The organism is Psychrobacter sp. LFX-11D (genome assembly GCF_904846475.1).
GTDB classification, from domain to species: domain Bacteria; phylum Pseudomonadota; class Gammaproteobacteria; order Pseudomonadales; family Moraxellaceae; genus Psychrobacter; species Psychrobacter cryohalolentis.
Window position 1 is genome coordinate 133,279 of sequence record NZ_CAJHAV010000006.1, and the last position, 17,246, is coordinate 150,524.

General features: G+C 42.7%; 13 protein-coding genes. 1 reads left to right on the forward strand and 12 read right to left on the reverse strand.

Annotated features, from left to right (window positions below; genetic code table 11):
- Positions 1–50: 50 nt before the first annotated feature.
- The 11 genes from JMX75_RS06435 to bhcA form a co-directional block, all read right to left on the reverse strand.
- On the reverse strand, positions 51–605 hold the full coding sequence (locus JMX75_RS06435) for a carboxymuconolactone decarboxylase family protein (RefSeq protein ID WP_011513312.1): 555 nt from the start codon (positions 603–605) through the stop codon (positions 51–53).
- Between the two features lie 274 nt (positions 606–879).
- Positions 880–1,698 (reverse strand): sterol desaturase family protein, encoded by an 819-nt coding sequence (locus tag JMX75_RS06440; RefSeq protein WP_011513313.1) that lies wholly within the window; start codon positions 1,696–1,698, stop codon positions 880–882.
- Positions 1,688–2,347, reverse strand: coding sequence for a CDP-alcohol phosphatidyltransferase family protein (locus tag JMX75_RS06445; protein ID WP_011513314.1), 660 nt, complete (start codon positions 2,345–2,347; stop codon positions 1,688–1,690). Before JMX75_RS06445 ends, JMX75_RS06440 begins: the two co-directional genes overlap by 11 nt.
- Positions 2,348–2,480: 133 nt before the next feature.
- On the reverse strand, positions 2,481–3,107 hold the full coding sequence (locus JMX75_RS06450) for an ATP-binding cassette domain-containing protein (RefSeq protein WP_011513315.1): 627 nt from the start codon (positions 3,105–3,107) through the stop codon (positions 2,481–2,483).
- A 113-nt stretch (positions 3,108–3,220) separates the two neighbouring features.
- Positions 3,221–5,047 (reverse strand): ABC transporter permease, encoded by a 1,827-nt coding sequence (locus JMX75_RS06455; RefSeq protein ID WP_201531586.1) that lies wholly within the window; start codon positions 5,045–5,047, stop codon positions 3,221–3,223.
- Positions 5,044–6,351, reverse strand: coding sequence for an ABC transporter substrate-binding protein (locus JMX75_RS06460; protein WP_201531588.1), 1,308 nt, complete (start codon positions 6,349–6,351; stop codon positions 5,044–5,046). Before JMX75_RS06460 ends, JMX75_RS06455 begins: the two co-directional genes overlap by 4 nt.
- A 3-nt stretch (positions 6,352–6,354) precedes the next feature.
- Positions 6,355–8,523, reverse strand: coding sequence for an FAD-dependent oxidoreductase (locus tag JMX75_RS06465; RefSeq protein ID WP_201531590.1), 2,169 nt, complete (start codon positions 8,521–8,523; stop codon positions 6,355–6,357).
- 348 nt (positions 8,524–8,871) lie between these two features.
- Positions 8,872–9,873 (reverse strand): iminosuccinate reductase BhcD, encoded by a 1,002-nt coding sequence (gene bhcD, locus JMX75_RS06470; protein ID WP_201531592.1) that lies wholly within the window; start codon positions 9,871–9,873, stop codon positions 8,872–8,874.
- Between the two features lie 145 nt (positions 9,874–10,018).
- Positions 10,019–11,173, reverse strand: coding sequence for a 3-hydroxy-D-aspartate aldolase BhcC (gene bhcC, locus JMX75_RS06475; RefSeq protein ID WP_011513320.1), 1,155 nt, complete (start codon positions 11,171–11,173; stop codon positions 10,019–10,021).
- 129 nt (positions 11,174–11,302) lie between these two features.
- Positions 11,303–12,283 carry a beta-hydroxyaspartate dehydratase BhcB gene (gene bhcB / locus JMX75_RS06480; RefSeq protein WP_201531594.1) on the reverse strand — a complete coding sequence of 327 codons (981 nt, stop codon included), beginning with the start codon at positions 12,281–12,283 and terminating at the stop codon, positions 11,303–11,305.
- Positions 12,284–12,346: 63 nt separating this feature from the next.
- Positions 12,347–13,522 carry an L-aspartate--glyoxylate aminotransferase BhcA gene (gene bhcA, locus JMX75_RS06485; RefSeq protein WP_201531596.1) on the reverse strand — a complete coding sequence of 392 codons (1,176 nt, stop codon included), beginning with the start codon at positions 13,520–13,522 and terminating at the stop codon, positions 12,347–12,349.
- Positions 13,523–14,478: 956 nt separating this feature from the next.
- Here bhcA and JMX75_RS06490 point away from each other — a divergent pair.
- Complete coding sequence (locus JMX75_RS06490) at positions 14,479–16,161, forward strand: NAD-dependent malic enzyme (protein ID WP_020443203.1); 1,683 nt, start codon at positions 14,479–14,481, stop codon at positions 16,159–16,161.
- A 408-nt stretch (positions 16,162–16,569) separates the two neighbouring features.
- On the opposite strand, the gene ureG is transcribed toward JMX75_RS06490, so the two are convergent.
- Positions 16,570–17,223: an urease accessory protein UreG gene (ureG, locus tag JMX75_RS06495; protein ID WP_020443204.1), complete on the reverse strand. Its 654-nt coding sequence runs from the start codon at positions 17,221–17,223 to the stop codon at positions 16,570–16,572.
- Positions 17,224–17,246 lie beyond the last annotated feature (23 nt).

The window sequence follows — 17,246 nt, forward strand, 5'->3', positions numbered from 1 at the left end:
ATATCTCCTTCGATTTTATACGAAATTCTTTGCTCAACTAGTCTGTGCTGTTAGTCTGCTTTGTGCCATTCAAATTTTTGAAAAGGCTTATCGATTGGTGTATTAGCGAGATGGTTGGTGTAGTTACTCATTACTTTCTGTGCTGTTGCTAATACCACTTCTAGCACTTGACGCTTAGTAAATCCTGCGTCCAAAAACGTTTGTACAGTGTCATCATTGACGTTGCCACGATCACGAACCACAGATAGAGTAAAGTCACGTAAAGCTTCTAGTTTTGCAGTTGGTAGTGGCGTCTCGTCACGTAATGCATCAGTGATAGCATCATCGACTTTCATGCTTTTGGCAATACCAGTATGAGCTGGCACACAATAATGACATTCATGCTCGACGTTGATGGTTTGCCATACTACCGTAGTCTCTTCGTCATCAAAGCTGCTGTCTAAGAACAGTTGATGTAGACGTTGGTAGCCTTCAAGCAATCCAGGCGCTTCAGCCATTACGGCATGTAAGTTTGGAACCATACCAAATGCATTGATTGAGACATCAAGTAATGCTGTGCTTTCTGCTGGCGCGCTTTGTTTGTCATGTAATGTAAAGTCAGTCATATATAATTCCTATTTGGTATTAGTAACAGTATTAAAATTTTATTCAATCATTCAGGTTGAAAAACAATGATGATATGTGATTAAAGTTAAAACTTATTATCGTAAAGGTATTACCTTCTACTTGATAACTGACACCACTATAAATGATTTTGAGCAATCACTCAAATATAAATTGAATGATTGCTCAAATATTTGTAACGCTGGTTAACAATTAAAGGTTTTGCTAGCAATTAATAGTCCATATTACCCGTTTAGTGATGGTTAGATGCTGCATTTATTTTTGATTGGATTGATTTATAGAAGGTTTATTTTTAAAAGGCATGAGCAACAATCCCCATAGCGAGGCATTTTGCTTGGCATCGGGATACTCTTTTAAACCAATATCTAATGCTTGATCAGGTTTGAATCCTTGGCTTTTATAACTACCAAAAAGCCAATCCCACCAAGTCACACTAAAGCCATAATTGGAGTTGGTCTCACTGGCCCGTTGGCTGTGATGAATACGGTGTAAGACTTGCGTGACTAGAATCATGCGTAAAGGCTTCTCAATCACTGGTGGCAGACGAATATTGGCATGATTAAACATAGCCAACCCATTTAAGGCAATCTCGAATATAAGTACCACGATAGCAGGGACACCAAGCACACTAATGACAACAAGCTTAAGCAATATGCTTAAGACAATTTCGATAGGATGAAATCTAAGCCCAGTGCTGGCATCGATATGCGAATCAGCGTGATGGACACGGTGCAAGCGCCAGAGAATCGGCACTCGATGAAATAAACGATGCTGCCAGTAGATAACCATATCAAGCAACAATAAGCTTAAAATAATAGCCGCGATATTCGGTATCTCAATTAAATTAAATAAACCGATACCGTTTTCTTGATTATAAATGGCGACCGTTGTCAGCCCAATGGGGACTGCCAAACGCGCAACAAAAGAAGAGGCAAATACCAATCCAAGATTAGCAAACCAACGTGTGCTACTCTTAATTGGTGATTGACGTGCGGGATGCCTATGCTCAATGAGCATCATAATGACCAATATGCTAAAGAAAAAGCCCAAACGCCACCACATCTCATTCGCCATTACTGACCTCCTTAATGGGCTTATGTATATCGGTTTCGAGCCGTTTAAGCGTATGATAACCGCCATATATACGAGTCATAATAGTAACCGCACAGGCCGCTGCAAAAATACTTGCTAATACCACAAAGTGCTGTGGCCAAATACAAAAGGCGATAAATAAAACAATGGTTTCAGTACCCTCAGTGAGACCATTTAGATAATAAAAGCTCTTATATTTAAATTGCGGCTTATCTAATTGGAATTTTTCAGCTGCAATAGCAAAGGCCAAAAAGCTAGAGCCAGTGCCAATAAAGGCGGCTAATAACAATGCGCCTACAATAGCGTTTTGCTCGGGATTAACCAATACAAAGCCGAGTGGCACCGCTGCATAGAATAAAAAATCTAGGGTAATGTCTAAATAGCCGCCCGCACTTGAGCTTTGGCCAGCATAACGTGCCAGTGCACCATCTAATCCATCAAAAACACGGTTCAATATAATAGCAATTAGTGCTGCATTCCACAGCTCAAAAGCAATCAATGGCAACGCCAACATACCAATGAGAAAACCAGTGACAGTCAACTGATTTGCGGTAATACCACCCTTATAAAATAGTACGACCAATGGCTCTAATAGAGGCTTGATGATGGGGGTAATAAACTTATCGAGCATATTTTTGCCTTTTGTATCGTCATTCTTTTAGAAGCAAGCAGTCGCACTTTTTATACTGGTTTCTAAGTATTGTTTATCAAGCTTTTTATTTTATCAAAAGCTAAAGGCTGTTTATCAGACAAACAATTTCTTATCAAAGGCGAATGATTTTGCCGTTTGCTGCTTCAGCATCGCTATGGTCGTGGGTAACCATGATGGTAGGTAACTTATGCTGACGGATTTGACTGAATACCAATTGTTGGGTTTCCGCTCTAAGCTGACTATCAAGTTTGCTAAAAGGTTCGTCCAATAATATCGCTTTAGGTTCGCTTAACAGAGTACGCAGCAGCGCAACACGGGCTTGCTGACCCCCAGACAAACTATCGGGATGTCGATTTTCCATACCTGCCAAACCCACTTGATCAAGTGCGTCTGCTATTTGTTCAAAGTGCTGCTCTTTATTGCCCTTAGGCATTGCAAAAGCAATATTTCCTGCAACCGATAAATGCGAGAATAACAGCGCATCTTGATACAAAATGCCGATATGGCGTAAATGCGCGGGCAGGTGACTGATGTTTTGACCATGTAGCCAAACCTCACCCGTGGCACTCAAGCCGCTCGGCAAGGTGCCAGTCATCCAATTTAACAAACTTGACTTGCCACTACCAGATGGACCCATGATAGTGAGAATGTCACCACCTTCAATCTGTTCATCTAACTGAAGGAGCAATTTATCTTCTCGAAAGAGCTGTAGATTTTTTATCTCTAAAGATGATTGCATTAAAGGGCCTTTATGTAGTCAATTAAAAATATAGCCAGTTAAAAAAATCTTCAGTTCAAAATAAAAGAGACACAGATAAATGAAGTTTAAAAATTTTTTTATGATTGAACATTCTAACGCACGCCACTTCTGAAAAAATACTTCGGTAGCAGCCATGCCACCATAAAGCCAATCAGTGGTAACCCCATTTGTATAATGGCATATACGGCGCTGGTACGGCGGCTGGCACCATTAGCAAGCGTCACCGCTTCGGTCGTAATGGTAGCAATACGTCCGCCGCCCGTGAGTAACGTTGGCAGATATTGACCAAAACTCACCGCCAATCCTAGTGCCATTGCGATGAGTAGCGGTGCAAATAACTGCGGTAACTTAACTTGGAAGAATACTCTCATAGGCGGCGCTCCAAGACTGGCTGCTACAGTGGCAAAGCGCTTATCTAACCTTCTATAGCTGCTGGCAAGGGATAAAAATACATAGGGCAGTACAAATAAGAAGTGGGTAAAAGCGACGTTAAAAAATGCCGCTTGGTTATGGACAAGTTGCTGTAACCACACCAAGCCAAATAAGAAAGCAATGCTCGGCACCAGAAGTGGCAGGTAAATAATCAAGCTGGTAAAATTTGAGATGGGTTTATTGCTTAACTGCTCTGCCTCTAAGCACAGTACCGTTATGGCAATAGCAAAAAGGGTGGAGACGATACCAAGGGCAAGGGTGTTAAATAATGGTGTGCTTATTTGCATCAAGGCGCTTTGAAAGTGTAATAGTACGAGCTGCTCTGGCAGGGCGGCAGGGAAGCGCCAATAGCCAGCTAAAGACCACATCAGCAGACCAATGAGCGAGAGGGCGATAAACCCTATGATGAATACCGTGGCGCTTGCAGTGAGTTTCTGCCAAATAACATCCTTATACTGGCGTTTTCCATTAACCAATGCGTCACTGCATAGCGCTTTGACCATACGCTCACCGCCAAGCCATAATGCAATTAAGCTGCCTGTCAGTAGTAGCTGTAATATTGCCCCAGCCGAGGCTTTGATACGTAAGTTCAAATCAACATCATTGAACCACTGCATGATAGTGACAGCAAGCGTGGGCGGAGTGTTGGGTCCTAAAATTAATGGCATCTCAACACTGGCACTGGCGTAAGCGAGGACTGCCAAAATAGGCAAACGCAAGAAGGAGTACAGTATAGGAAATACTGCTTTGAAAAAGGCAGTGATGGGATAGTAGCCTAAGTTTAGCGCAACTTGATATTGTTGGCGCAGCTTTTTACCAAGCTCAGGCTGTGCGAACACGCCAAGTGCCATTAACAATAGAAAAGGCAGCTCTTTGAGTACTAGACCTAAGATGATACTGATGCCATAAGGGTCATGCGGTAGTATCCCCTGTGGTGCCAGCTCCCAACCACTGAGCCATGGCGATATCATTCGTGCAATCATGCCAGAGGGTGCAATCAAAAACCCAACGGCAATCGCCGCTGCGGCATGCGGGATCACTAAAATAGGGCTAAGCAAACGTTCAATACGTGTGAGCCAAGGACTATTAAAAAACGTCGCCAATATCATAATCGCAATGACAAAGGCGAGTAGGGTGCTGAGAAATCCGGTTGCTACACTGAGCGCGACCATTTTTTTAAGTCCTAGAGTGTCACCCAGCGCTTTAAATCCTTGTAGACCAAATGTCGTTGTTTCTAGAGCAGGCACCCAGCCAAACGCTGGCAGGATGACGCTTATCAAACCTCCTAATACAGGAAAAATAAGGAGTATTAGTAAAAGACTGGGGCTTAGGGTCACTAAACGCGTAAAAAGGTCAGCTTTATAGGTCGTGGCTATTTGAGTGCTTAGATTAGAATGAACAATAGCAGTATGGAGAGTGTCAGTATTCACGCCATCAGGATTGCTGTTATCAGTGTCAGCCTCGTTTCTATGAATGAATTTTTTCATTCGCTAACTCCGTAGCGTGCTTGCCAACCTTGCATAATGGCGTCGACCCAGCTGGGGTGTGGTTCACTGACGATTCGTTTAATGGCATCAAAAGGTAGGGCGCTTGCATGCGGTTTATTGGCTTTAAAGAGTGCTTGCTGCTCGGCGCTCAGTGTCGATTGAACCAGCACGGTTTTATCTCCCCAGACAGCTGGGTTTTGTTTATGCGCCTGTGCTTCTGGGCTCAATAAAAAGTTTGCCACCAGTTGTGCTGCGGCTGCATGGCTTGCATTATAAGGAATAGCAACGAAATGAGTATTGCTTAAACTGCCATCTGTCATAGCATAACTGCGAATACTGGGCGGTAAGTCATAGCGCTGAACGGCAGCTGGTATTTCGGATCCTGAAAAGGTAAAAGCCAAGCTGAGCTCTGTATCATCTACCAAGCGCCGCATTTGTGCGCCGCTTTGCAGGAATTGCTCACCTTTTCGCCATAGCATGGGATGCAGCTCATCCAAAAAATCCCACAGCGGATTGAGTATCAAATCTTTGTTTTGTGCATCTACCGGCTGGTTAAGCTCTGCTCTGAGAGTGGTTCCATTCTTACTATCATTTTGCTCATGCAGCATGACCAAAGCGTATTTCAAAAAACTCATACCCAAAAAATCAGGCGGCTTTGGGTAGCCAAAACGTCCGGGGGTCTGCTGTGCCCACATCTTTAATTGCTGCAAGGTAGCAGGCGGCTTATTCATCGCTAAGTTATCATAATAAAAAGTCAATGACGCCTGTCCCCATGGCGCTTCCATACCATTGGTAGGTATGCCAAAGTCAAGAGTAACAGAGGGATTGTGATCAGGATCAGTCAGAGCAAAGTTCGGTAGAGTAGACGCCCAGTCCTTTAATAGTAATTTATTCTCACTCATAGCAGCAAAGTTCGCACCGTTGATCCAAATTAAATCAACGCTACCTTTATCATTATTATTGGCAGATTTTTCTGCAAGGACACGGCTGACAGCTTCACTGGTGTCGCTTAATTTGACATGAACCAAGTTAATATTATATTTTTTATCGACCTCTTTTGCAGCCCACTGAATATAGGCATTAATTTGTGGATCCCCGCCCCAAGTATGAAAGTAAACGTCTTGATTTTCACCCGCTTGTACCATCTGCTGCCACTGCAAGGTGCTTTTATTATCCATGGCAGTGAGAGTCGAAGCGGTACTTGCAGAGATGCCAACACATATACCAAGCACTATGATAAAGGCGCTATAGCGGCTCAGTTTTTTTGGTATTGTCAAAGCTGCGGGCAAGCTAGGAGGGTGCATGAATTAACCTCGACGCCAAGTATGATACTTCTCAAGCAACTGTAGCGCTTTTTTAGGCGCATGATTGCGTTTCCATTCCCCAGCTGCATACTTATTGCCTTCTGCCCATGTTGGATAGATATGAATGGTGCCCAGTATTTTATTCAGCCCTAGATTGTGTTTCATGGCCAGTACAAACTCAGCCATCAAGTCGCCGGCATGTTCAGCGACGATAGTCACACCCAATATCTTATTTTTGCCCTTTGGGGTAATGACCTTGATAAAGCCATGATTGGCGCTTTCGGTTACTGCCCGATCTAAGTCTTTAAAGTCATAACGTGTGATTTCAAAGTCGATGCCTTTATCAATCGCTTCTTGCTCATTTAAGCCCACTCGTGCTACTTCTGGGTCAATAAACGTCGTCCATGGAATCACGCGATAATCTACTTTGAATTTTTTAAGATGACCAAATAAGCCATTGACCGCAGCGTACCATGCTTGATGGGAAGCTACATGAGTAAATTGATAAGGACCTACGATATCACCTGCCGCATAGATATTGGGGTAAAGCGTTTCAAGATACTCATCGGTATTGATGGTGCGCTCAGTATCGATGCCCAAGGTGTCAAGTCCGTAGCCTTCTAGGCGCGCACTACGACCGACTGCACAAATCAACTCGTCATACTCAATGGCAGTTTCTTGTTGATCATCAGTGCTGCCTTTTGGTGCAACGATGATATGTTTTTTGCCATCACGAGTTTCACAGCGAATTGCTTGCTGTGAGGTTAAGATAGTAACGCCACTCTCAGTCAGTGCTTCTTGCGCAAATACAGAAACCTCGACATCCTCTTTTTTCATCAGTCGCGTGCCTCTTTCGATTTGGGTCACAGCAGAACCTAAACGAGCAAAGGATTGTGCCAGCTCACAGCCAATGGGTCTGCCGCCAAGTACGACCAGCTTGCTCGGCGCTTTATCAAGTTTTGCAAATTTATCCCAGAGAGTATCGCTTGTCACATAACCTGTCTCATCTAAACCCGGTAGGTCTGGGACAAAGGGGCGTGCGCCCGTCGCGATAACGATAGAGCGCGCGGTTAATGTCTGAATGCCGCCATCGTTGAGGGCAATCTCAACCGTCCATGGATCAATGAGCTTTGCATAGCCTTTCAATACCTCGACACCCAAGCTCGTATAACGCTCGATACTATCATTTGGAGCGATATCAGCAATGACTTTATGAATGCGAGCCATGATGTTCTTGAATGCAAAATCCGGTTGGGTATTGTTGAGTCCGTAACGCTCGCCATGGCGTATCTGCTCAACCACTTTTGCGCTTTTTATCAGCGCTTTACTGGGGACGCAGCCATAGTTTAAGCAGTCGCCGCCCATCTCACCTGCTTCAATCAATGTGACTTTTGCTTTGACGGTCGCAGCAATATAGCTGGTAACGAGTCCGCCAGCACCGGCACCAATCACAATCATATTCCGGTCGAATTTTTTGGGCTTATGATAGTTTTTATAGACACGGCGTTTTTTAAGTATCGTTAATATGCCTTTTGCTATCAGCGGAAATAACCCTAATAATGCAAATGAAGCCAGCAGATTAAAGGACAAAATGCCAGATAACTGCTCGATTTGTGCCAACTGTGTACCGGCATTCACAAATACAAAGGTGCCGGCAAGCATACCGATTTGGCTGACCCAATAAAAGGTCCTTGCTTTGATAGCAGTCAGACCCATCAATAAGTTGATAAGGAAAAAGGGGAATATCGGCACCAAACGTAACGTAAATAAATAAAATCCGCCTTCTTTTTTTACCCCAGCATCGATGGAAGCAAGACGGTCAGGAAAACGCTGTTTGATGGTATCGCGTAACAAATAACGCGAGGTCAAAAAAGCGAGGGTGGCACCGATACTTGAGGCAAATGAGGCGACCAATATACCTTGTACTAAACCGAATAAAGCACCGGCTGCCAAGGTTAAAATAGCGGCACCGGGTAAGGATAATGCCGTGACTAAGATGTAGACTACAAAAAAGCCGCCGATGACTAACCATGGCGACTGTGTTTTATATTGCTCAAAATGATCCATCGAGCCTTTTAAGCCCTCAAGTGTTAATAATTCATTGAGGTCAAAATAAAAAAAGCCAATGACGCCAATCAAGACCGCGAATATCAACACTATTTTTTTAATCATGGGTTATCCAGATAAATAATATAAAACATCATGTAGTAAAGAATCACTTAGCAAAGAATAACGCTGTATTCCTACTATAAGCTAGTTTTTCATATAGTTATGTTATAAATGACTGTTCAAAATCTAGTCATAGATATACGTAAAATATGACATTTATCCATTGTAATCGTTATTGAGCGATTGTTCAAATATAGTATTGTGAATGGCTTGAGACAAATCTTAAAGTGATATAGAAGAAGGTAGTGATAGTTGTCCTCTGCTTATATCAGTATTATAAAAAACCGCCAAATACACTTATTATTTGGCGGTTGTAAAATACAATAGCTAATGTCCTAATTGCGACGAGAGTTATAAAGAGATATGCTGAGCTTTGCCTTTTTCAAGGGCAAGCTTAGCGGCAGCAGAGGCTACTGCTAAATCTTGTAAACCAACACCTGTACCATCAAACAAGGTAATTTCATCATCTGAGCTGCGACCTGGGTGATCTCCATTAATAACATCACCAAGCGTGGTGATATCACTCTCTTTGATAGCACCAGATTTAATCGCATGCTGGGCTTCACCAAGACTGATTGATTGCGCGATTTCATCTGTAAATACAGTAGCAGCCGCTACTAAGTTGACATCAACTTCTTGCTTACCAACGGTATCGGTACCCATACAGGCGATATGCGTACCGGGTTTGATCCACTCTTTCATCAGTAATGGCTCAAACGCTGAAGTAATAGTAATGATTACATCCGCCTCGCTACATAACTGCTCACGCTCAACGGCTTCAAACGGTACGCCTAATTCTTCAGCGACGGCTTGTAGGTTTTTGAGACGATCTTTATTCTTATTCCAAGCGACTACTTTTTCGAAATTGCGTTGCTCAAGAGCGGCACGCAGCTGAAAAGTAGACTGATGACCGGCGCCGACCATACCAAGTACTTTGCTGTCTTTACGTGCTAGATGGGCGATTGATACGGCCGATGCGGCGGCGGTACGTACGGCAGTTAAATAGTTGCCGCCGACCAGTGCACGCAATTTACCATTATCTGGATTGAATAAGAAAATCGTGGATTGATGATTGGTCAAGCCTTTAGCCGCATTGCCTGGCCAGTAGCCACCTGATTTTAGACCTAGTGATTTTCCTGCACGGTCAAAACCTGATTTAAAGCCGTATAACGCATCAGCATAGCCAATGGCTTCGCGGATAACAGGGAAGTTATAGGCGTCCCCTCGTGACATTGACGCAAAAACATTTTCAACGGCGATAAATGCAGAAGGGCGATCAATCACCGATTTGCAAGCGTCTTCTGATACGATCAATAAACCTTCGTCACTATTAACACTATTTGCTTCACTCATTATAAATTCCTTTTTATACTTTTTGATTTGTAATTCTTGAATACTTTAAATGAATAAGGGCTGCTGTAGGCTAAAGCTACAACAGCCCATCTAAACTAAACGGATAGAATCATACTAATTTAGCTTATAGTTCCTAATACAGTGCTTAGTACATTTTACCGCGTGCAGATACTGGCCATACGGTTTCAACTTTACCATTACGCACACCAATATAGAAATCATGAACGTTACAAGTAGGATCACAATGACCAGGTACCAGTTTTAGTTTTTCATTGATTTCCAGTACGCCATTTGGATCGCTGACTACGCCATGCTCGTCTGAACATTTAACATATTCAACATCGTCACGACCATAGATGAACGGTAGGCCGCTATCAACTGACTGAGCTTTTAGACCAGCATCAACGATGGCTTTGTCGGTTTTGGCATGGCTCATCACAGACGTTAGGATAAATAACGCATTTTCCCACTCACCAGCATCGATGCGGTTGCCGTCTTCATCTAAAATACGACCGTAATCGGCATCCATAAATGCGTAAGAGCCACACTGTAATTCGTTGAAAACACCTGAATTACTTTCGAAGTAATAACTACCTGTACCGCCACCCGATACAAATTCTGGTTTTAGCCCGATTTCAGTTAATGCATCGATTGCTTCTTGTACTTGATCGATAGCGATTTGTGTTTTCGCTTTGCGATCGCTAAAGCTGTCCATATGTTGCATCGCACCTTGATAAGCTTGGATACCAGTGAATTTTAGGTTTTCAGCGGCATCAATTGCTTTGGCAATCTCAACAACCGCTTCAGTCGTCGTTACACCACAACGTCCAGCGCCGCAGTCGATTTCGATATAGCAGTTCAGTTCAGTGCCTGCTTTGGTCGCAGCAGCTGATAGCTCAGCGACGTTATCGACATCATCGACACAAACGGTGATGGTTGCACCCAACTTAGGTAGATTCGCTAAACGCTCAATTTTAGCTGGATTACGGACTTGGTTCGATACCAACACGTCTTTAATGCCACCACGTACGAATACTTCTGCTTCAGAGACCTTTTGACAGCAAACGCCAATAGCGCCGCCAAGCTCTTCTTGTAAATTTTGTACGTCAACTGATTTGTGCATTTTACCGTGGCTACGGTGACGCATATTATGGGCTTTAGCATAATCGCCCATTTTTTTGACGTTACGCTCAAGGGCGTCAAGATCCAAGATCAAACAAGGGGTTTGAATGTCAGCTTCGTCCATACCAACAGCGGCGGGTACGTTGTAACCTACTTCTAATTCGGCAGTCATTGTCATTTTAATTCTTCCATGTCATTAGTTAGTGTTATAAAAAGCCGTTTAAACTTGCGCATTACTGGCGCTTAGTTAACGCTCCATTTGTAATCAGTTATTGATACCTAATTATCGATATTTAGTTGCCGATCATTAATTCCAAGGCAACTTGTCGAGATCAACGTTACCGCCAGTGATGATGACGCCAACCTTTTTACCGGCAAAAACGTCTTTGTTCTTCAAAATAACAGCAAGCGGCACGGCACAGCTTGGTTCAATGACAATCTTCATATGCGTCCAAGTCAGTTTCATCGCTTCAACGATTTCTTCTTCAGTCGCGGTCAAAATATCAGTCACATAATTGCTAACAAAATGCCAAGTTAAATCTTTAAGCGGTACTTTTAAGCCATCAGCAACCGTTTCAGGCGCATCATCAGCGATAATATGACCGGCTTTAAATGAGCGTGCGGCATCATCAGCGTTGACTGGCTCAGCAGCATAAATTTTGACATCTGGTGCTAGGTTCGACAACGTCAAACAAGTACCTGAAATCATACCGCCACCACCAATAGGTGCCACAACCATATCAGGTTTTTCACCAAGCTCTTCCATTTGTTCTAAAAACTCACGTGAGCAAGTGGCTTGTCCAGCGATAACGCGTGGATCATTGTACGGATGGACAAAGTCGCCGCCTGTTTCTGCTTGAACTTTGGCAAAGACTTCTTCACGTGATGTGGTTGATGGCTGGCATTCGGTGATGATACCGCCATAGCCACGTACTGCGGCTTTTTTAGCTTCAGGCGCGCTATGCGGCATCACCACATTACATGGTATACCACGCTGGCCCGCTGCATAAGATAAAGATAGGGCATGGTTACCTGAGCTGTGTGTACAGACGCCATTTTTAGCATCTTCGTCAGAGAGACCAAACACTGCATTTGAGGCGCCACGTACTTTAAATGCACCCGCTTTTTGAAAGTTCTCACATTTAAAGAACATCTCACAGCCAGCCAGCTCATTTAAAAAGCGAGAGGTCAGAACAGGGGTGCGATGGATATATGGTTTGATGCGCTCATGCGCTTCTAACATATCATCAAGGGTTGGAATCACTAATCCATTATCATTTGTTATCATAAAAAATAGTCCTTCATCTTTTGTTTAACTCTTGTTATTTAATAGCTTGTTACCTAATAAATTTTATTTAGTTGGTGCGCTGTGGCGATAATACTCTTGCGCAGCAGCAACGCCTTGTCCGAGTTTAATAGGGTAGCCCAAATCAACCATTGCCATCTCAATCGTTGCAAGTCCTGCTAGTACCATAACTTCAGTCAATGAACCTAGATGACCGATTCTAAATGCTTTACCATTCATCTCGCCCAAACCAATACCAAATGAGATACCATATTTATTAAAAGCATGATCGGTCAGCTTGTTACTGTCAAAGCCTTCAGGAACAAAGATGGCGCTGACGGTATTAGAATAAAGGTCAGGTGTTTTTGCACACAGTTTCATACCCCAAGCGCTAACCGCTTGTCGTACGCCTTCGGCTAGACGGTAATGACGTGCATAGACATTCTCAAGACCTTCGTCAAACAACATCTCAAGACTTTCTCTTAGGCCATAGATGAGATTTAATGGTGGCGTATAAGGGAAGCCGCCGTTGGCATTGGCATTTAACATATCACGAAAAGCAAAATAAGTACGTGGAAGCTTCGCCTCATCCATATGACTCAAAGCTTTTTGACTGACGCCCAATATTGCCATACCCGTTGCGAGCATAAAGCCTTTTTGTGAGCCGGCAACAGCAACGTCTACGCCCCAAGTATCCATCTCAAAAGGGACACAAGCAATTGAGCTAACACCATCTACGAATAATAAAGCAGGGTGGTCACTGCTATCCATGGCTTTACGAACGGCGCCAATATCACTTAAAACACCTGTTGCTGTTTCGTTATGCGTGACCATGACGGCTTTAATTTCGTGTGCAGTATCTTCGTTTAAAATCGCTTGGAATTTATCAGCAGGTGCGCCTGTTCCCCAATCGCATTCTACAACTTGCACATCAAGTCCGTGGCGCTGACACATATCGATCCAGCGATGCGAGAACATACCATAGCGTGCAATCAGAACTTTATCACCAGGTGACAAGGTATTGCTAATAGCAGCTTCCCAGCCACCTGTGCCGCTAGAGGTAAATAGAATGATTTCGCCATCTTGGGTGCCAAATACTTTTTTACAATCAGCAAGCACCGGTAAGAACGTGTCTGAGAAATCAGGCGCACGGTGATCTTGCGTCGGCACGTTCATCGCGCGACGTAATCTGTCAGGAATATTGGTAGGGCCAGGAATAAAAATTGGGTTTTGTAGCGACATGATTGACATCCTTGTAAGTGCATATAAAGGGGCACGATTGTTGTATAAGCAGGGGTTCATGCGAATTTAATGCAAGAGTCTTCCTGACTCATACAGTTTGGGTTTTGTGTTTTTAAGATTTAAAAAATTAACCATGTCAAAGAAAGGAGTTGCAGGTGATTGGTCACTTTACTACTTACTGCGTTCTTATTATGGTGTTCTTGCGGTAACGATTTTTACGAAGGATAAAATAAGAGGTTTTGGTTGAAAAAGTCTAGATACTCATCAACTGGTTAAAATATAGCACTAATAGTAAGTTGTAACAAGGTGTTTTTAAATAACCTTTGTGCTAGACTTCTCAAGACTATTACAGTGACTGTTTTGCGTAAATAGCCGACATTAGTCCTATTTATTTTTTTATGCTTTGATCGAAATAATTCATGATTGCTATTTCAGTTGTATGATGTCTTCAAGAGCTGCTATAACTTCAGTATAATAGGGATTCTTGCCGACAACTTTGCCTTGATTGGTTATATCAATTGGATAACGTTTGTATCGCTATTCTTGATTACTAAGCCATCACACTTAAGTTATCTGTTAGATAGCCTCTGCTTTACATTCTGTACTATATCTCTGCAATTTTTTGGTCATGGTAAGCGCCTCGTCCAGTGGTTAGTTTACTAAGTTTATCTTTACAGTTTCTTCAGCATCGCTCAATTTCTAACTTGCTAAAAACAACTTATTCAATTAAGAAAATACAATAAAAACCCTTCATTATCAATGTTAAGGGTTTATAAAAAACATTGTATTTATTATAGATATCAACTCTTTAATATGTCAGCTTGAACGAATTTGAGCAAGCTAGAGTAAAACATAAATTTAAATAACTTCATTTGTTTAATGAATCGATAAAAATATTTAACCCATTAACCCATTAACCTTGTACCACCCCATACTTTTAATAAGAAGATTTTATCATGTTAAACCAACGTCCGTTATATATTCCCTTTGCAGGTCCTGCACTATTAGAAACCCCTTTATTGAATAAGGGCAGTGCTTTTTCATCAGAGGAGCGTGATAGCTTTAATTTAACCGGTCTATTACCTCATAATATTGAGACGATTGAAGAGCAGTCATCACGTGCTTATCTTCAACTACGCTCATTTACCAGTGATATGGATAAGCATATTTATTTGCGTAATATACAAGACACTAATGAGACATTATTTCACCATTTGATTGAGCAGCATATTGAGGAAGTCATGCCGCTCATCTATACCCCTACGGTTGGGCAAGCTTGTGAAAAATTCTCTCAAATTTATCGCCGTAAACGTGGTTTATTTATCTCTTATCCTGAACGTCATAAAATCGATGACATGCTGCAAAACGCCACCAAACAAAACGTAAAAGTTATCGTGGTCACTGATGGCGAACGTATCTTGGGCTTAGGTGACCAAGGTATTGGCGGTATGGGAATTCCAATTGGTAAATTGGCTTTATACACCGCTTGTGGTGGTATTAGTCCCGCTTATTGCTTACCTATTTTGTTAGATGTCGGTACCAATAATCAGCAGTTGCTTGACGATCCTATGTATATGGGCTGGAGAAATCCACGCATCTCTGGCGACGAGTACAATGAATTTGTAGACTTATTTATTCAGGCTGTTAAGCGTCGTTGGCCCGAGGTGTTATTGCAATTTGAAGATTTTGCGCAGGAAAATGCGACCCCATTATTGAATAAATATCGTGATCAGCTATGTTGCTTTAACGATGATATTCAAGGAACTGCGGCTGTTTCAGTCGGTACATTGATTGCAGCATGTTTAAATAAAAGCCAGAAACTTAGCCAACAAAATATTGCTTTCTTGGGTGCAGGATCTGCAGGCTGCGGTATCGCTGAGCACATTATTCGTCAGATGCAGCGTGAAGGGTTAACAGAAGAGCAGGCTCGCAGACAGGTATTTATGGTTGACCGTTATGGTCTGCTAACCGATAGCATGACAGAGCTACAAAAATTCCAAACACCGTTAGTGCAAAAAGAAACAGATATTGAACATTGGGATAAGAGTCAAAAACTTGGGTTAGCACAAGTGGTTAAACAAGCAAGAATAACTGTCTTGTTTGGCGTAAGCGGACAAAAAGGTCTCTTTACGCAAGAGGTCGTTGAATCTTTATGTGCTAATACTGAACATCCTATTATATTGCCGCTATCAAATCCAACGTCTCGTGTTGAAGCAACACCGCAAGAAGTGACTAACTGGAGTCGTGGTAAGGCCATTGTTGCAACCGGTAGTCCTTTTCCTAATACCACTTTTGAAGGTCAGTCTTTTGAAGTCTCTCAGTGTAATAACAGCTATATATTCCCAGGCATTGGTTTAGGGGTTTTAGCAGCACGTGCAACGGGTATCAGCGATAATATGCTGACGGCGGCAAGTCAAGCACTTGCAGATATCTCAGTAGAATATGAAAAAGCGCCAGGTGCCATATTGCCGCCCATTAAATTCATTAGAGAAATCAGTGAAAAAATAGCCTATGCAGTTGCCCTGCAAGCAATTGAAGATAAACTGGCATTACCAGTCACGGCAGAAAACTTAGAACGTCGATTAAAAGCTAACTTCTGGTTACCTAAATACCGCGACTATCGCCGTACTTCTTTCTAACGGTTAGAAAATCCGACTAAAAAGCCGAATGCTACGATTAAAAGTAGCATTCGGCTTTTTTAATGATAACAATGCTAATCCACTAGCCGTTGACGTTTTGCTGATGAAATTTTTACGTATAGTGAATTCAGTATTAAAGCGATACAGTAGGACTGGGATGAGTTTTACGCAGCCTCTGTCGGCGTAGGCACAGCACGCCAGAAAAATTTATACCAGTACTGCGTTGGAACATAACGTATCTGTTTTATTTGGAATTGACTATATCATGGTTTGTGAGGTTTTTATGGTCATGATAAATCCTTAATGTGTAAACAAATCAATATGATCACTGTTTGATAACCCGCTTACCATTTAGTAGTTTTAAGAACGGCTATTTATGCCATAGCATGTGGCATTATAGGCATGGTCTTACGCCACATTTATCATGCCTTTATCAAGGATAAAAGCAACGATGTCATCAACGCCTTCGCCTGTTTTCATGTTGCTAAAGACCACAGGCTTATCGCCGCGCATTTTTTTGGCATCACGTGCCATCACCTCAAGTGACGCGCCTACGAAAGGGGCAAGGTCGGTTTTATTGATAATGAGCAAGTCCGATTTCATGATACCAGGCCCGCCTTTACGAGGGATTTTATCGCCTGCCGAGACGTCAATGACATATAGCGTCAAGTCGGACAATTCAGGGCTAAAAGTTGCTGCCAAATTATCGCCACCAGACTCGATGATAATAAGCTCAAGACCTGCAAACTGCTGCTGTAATTCGGCGATGGCAGACAGGTTAATCGAGGCATCTTCACGGATGGCAGTATGCGGGCAGCCACCCGTTTCGACACCGCGAATGCGCTCGGCTGGCATGGCCTCATGACGCGTTAAAAATTCAGAGTCTTCTTTGGTATATATATCATTGGTCACCACTGCCATATTGACATCATCGCGCAGGCGTTGACACAATCTCAGCGTTAATGCCGTTTTTCCTGAGCCTACAGGGCCACCAATACCTAGGCGTAGTGGTGATAATGTCGTGTCTGAATGTTTGTTTTCGACTTTGGGTGTCAGTGCCATAAATAAATATCCTTAATAAGTTG

Excerpts from the sequence above, each read along its gene's own strand:
- JMX75_RS06435 (WP_011513312.1), bottom strand. The coding sequence starts at position 605 with ATGACTGACTTTACATTACATGACAAACAAAGCGCGCCAGCAGAAAGC.
- JMX75_RS06440 (WP_011513313.1), bottom strand. The coding sequence starts at position 1,698 with ATGGCGAATGAGATGTGGTGGCGTTTGGGCTTTTTCTTTAGCATATTG.
- JMX75_RS06445 (WP_011513314.1), bottom strand. The coding sequence starts at position 2,347 with ATGCTCGATAAGTTTATTACCCCCATCATCAAGCCTCTATTAGAGCCA.
- JMX75_RS06450 (WP_011513315.1), bottom strand. The coding sequence starts at position 3,107 with ATGCAATCATCTTTAGAGATAAAAAATCTACAGCTCTTTCGAGAAGAT.
- JMX75_RS06455 (WP_201531586.1), bottom strand. The coding sequence starts at position 5,047 with ATGAAAAAATTCATTCATAGAAACGAGGCTGACACTGATAACAGCAAT.
- JMX75_RS06460 (WP_201531588.1), bottom strand. The coding sequence starts at position 6,351 with ATGCACCCTCCTAGCTTGCCCGCAGCTTTGACAATACCAAAAAAACTG.
- JMX75_RS06465 (WP_201531590.1), bottom strand. The coding sequence starts at position 8,523 with ATGATTAAAAAAATAGTGTTGATATTCGCGGTCTTGATTGGCGTCATT.
- bhcD (WP_201531592.1), bottom strand. The coding sequence starts at position 9,873 with ATGAGTGAAGCAAATAGTGTTAATAGTGACGAAGGTTTATTGATCGTA.
- bhcC (WP_011513320.1), bottom strand. The coding sequence starts at position 11,173 with ATGACAATGACTGCCGAATTAGAAGTAGGTTACAACGTACCCGCCGCT.
- bhcB (WP_201531594.1), bottom strand. The coding sequence starts at position 12,283 with ATGATAACAAATGATAATGGATTAGTGATTCCAACCCTTGATGATATG.
- bhcA (WP_201531596.1), bottom strand. The coding sequence starts at position 13,522 with ATGTCGCTACAAAACCCAATTTTTATTCCTGGCCCTACCAATATTCCT.
- JMX75_RS06490 (WP_020443203.1), top strand. The coding sequence starts at position 14,479 with ATGTTAAACCAACGTCCGTTATATATTCCCTTTGCAGGTCCTGCACTA.
- ureG (WP_020443204.1), bottom strand. The coding sequence starts at position 17,223 with ATGGCACTGACACCCAAAGTCGAAAACAAACATTCAGACACGACATTA.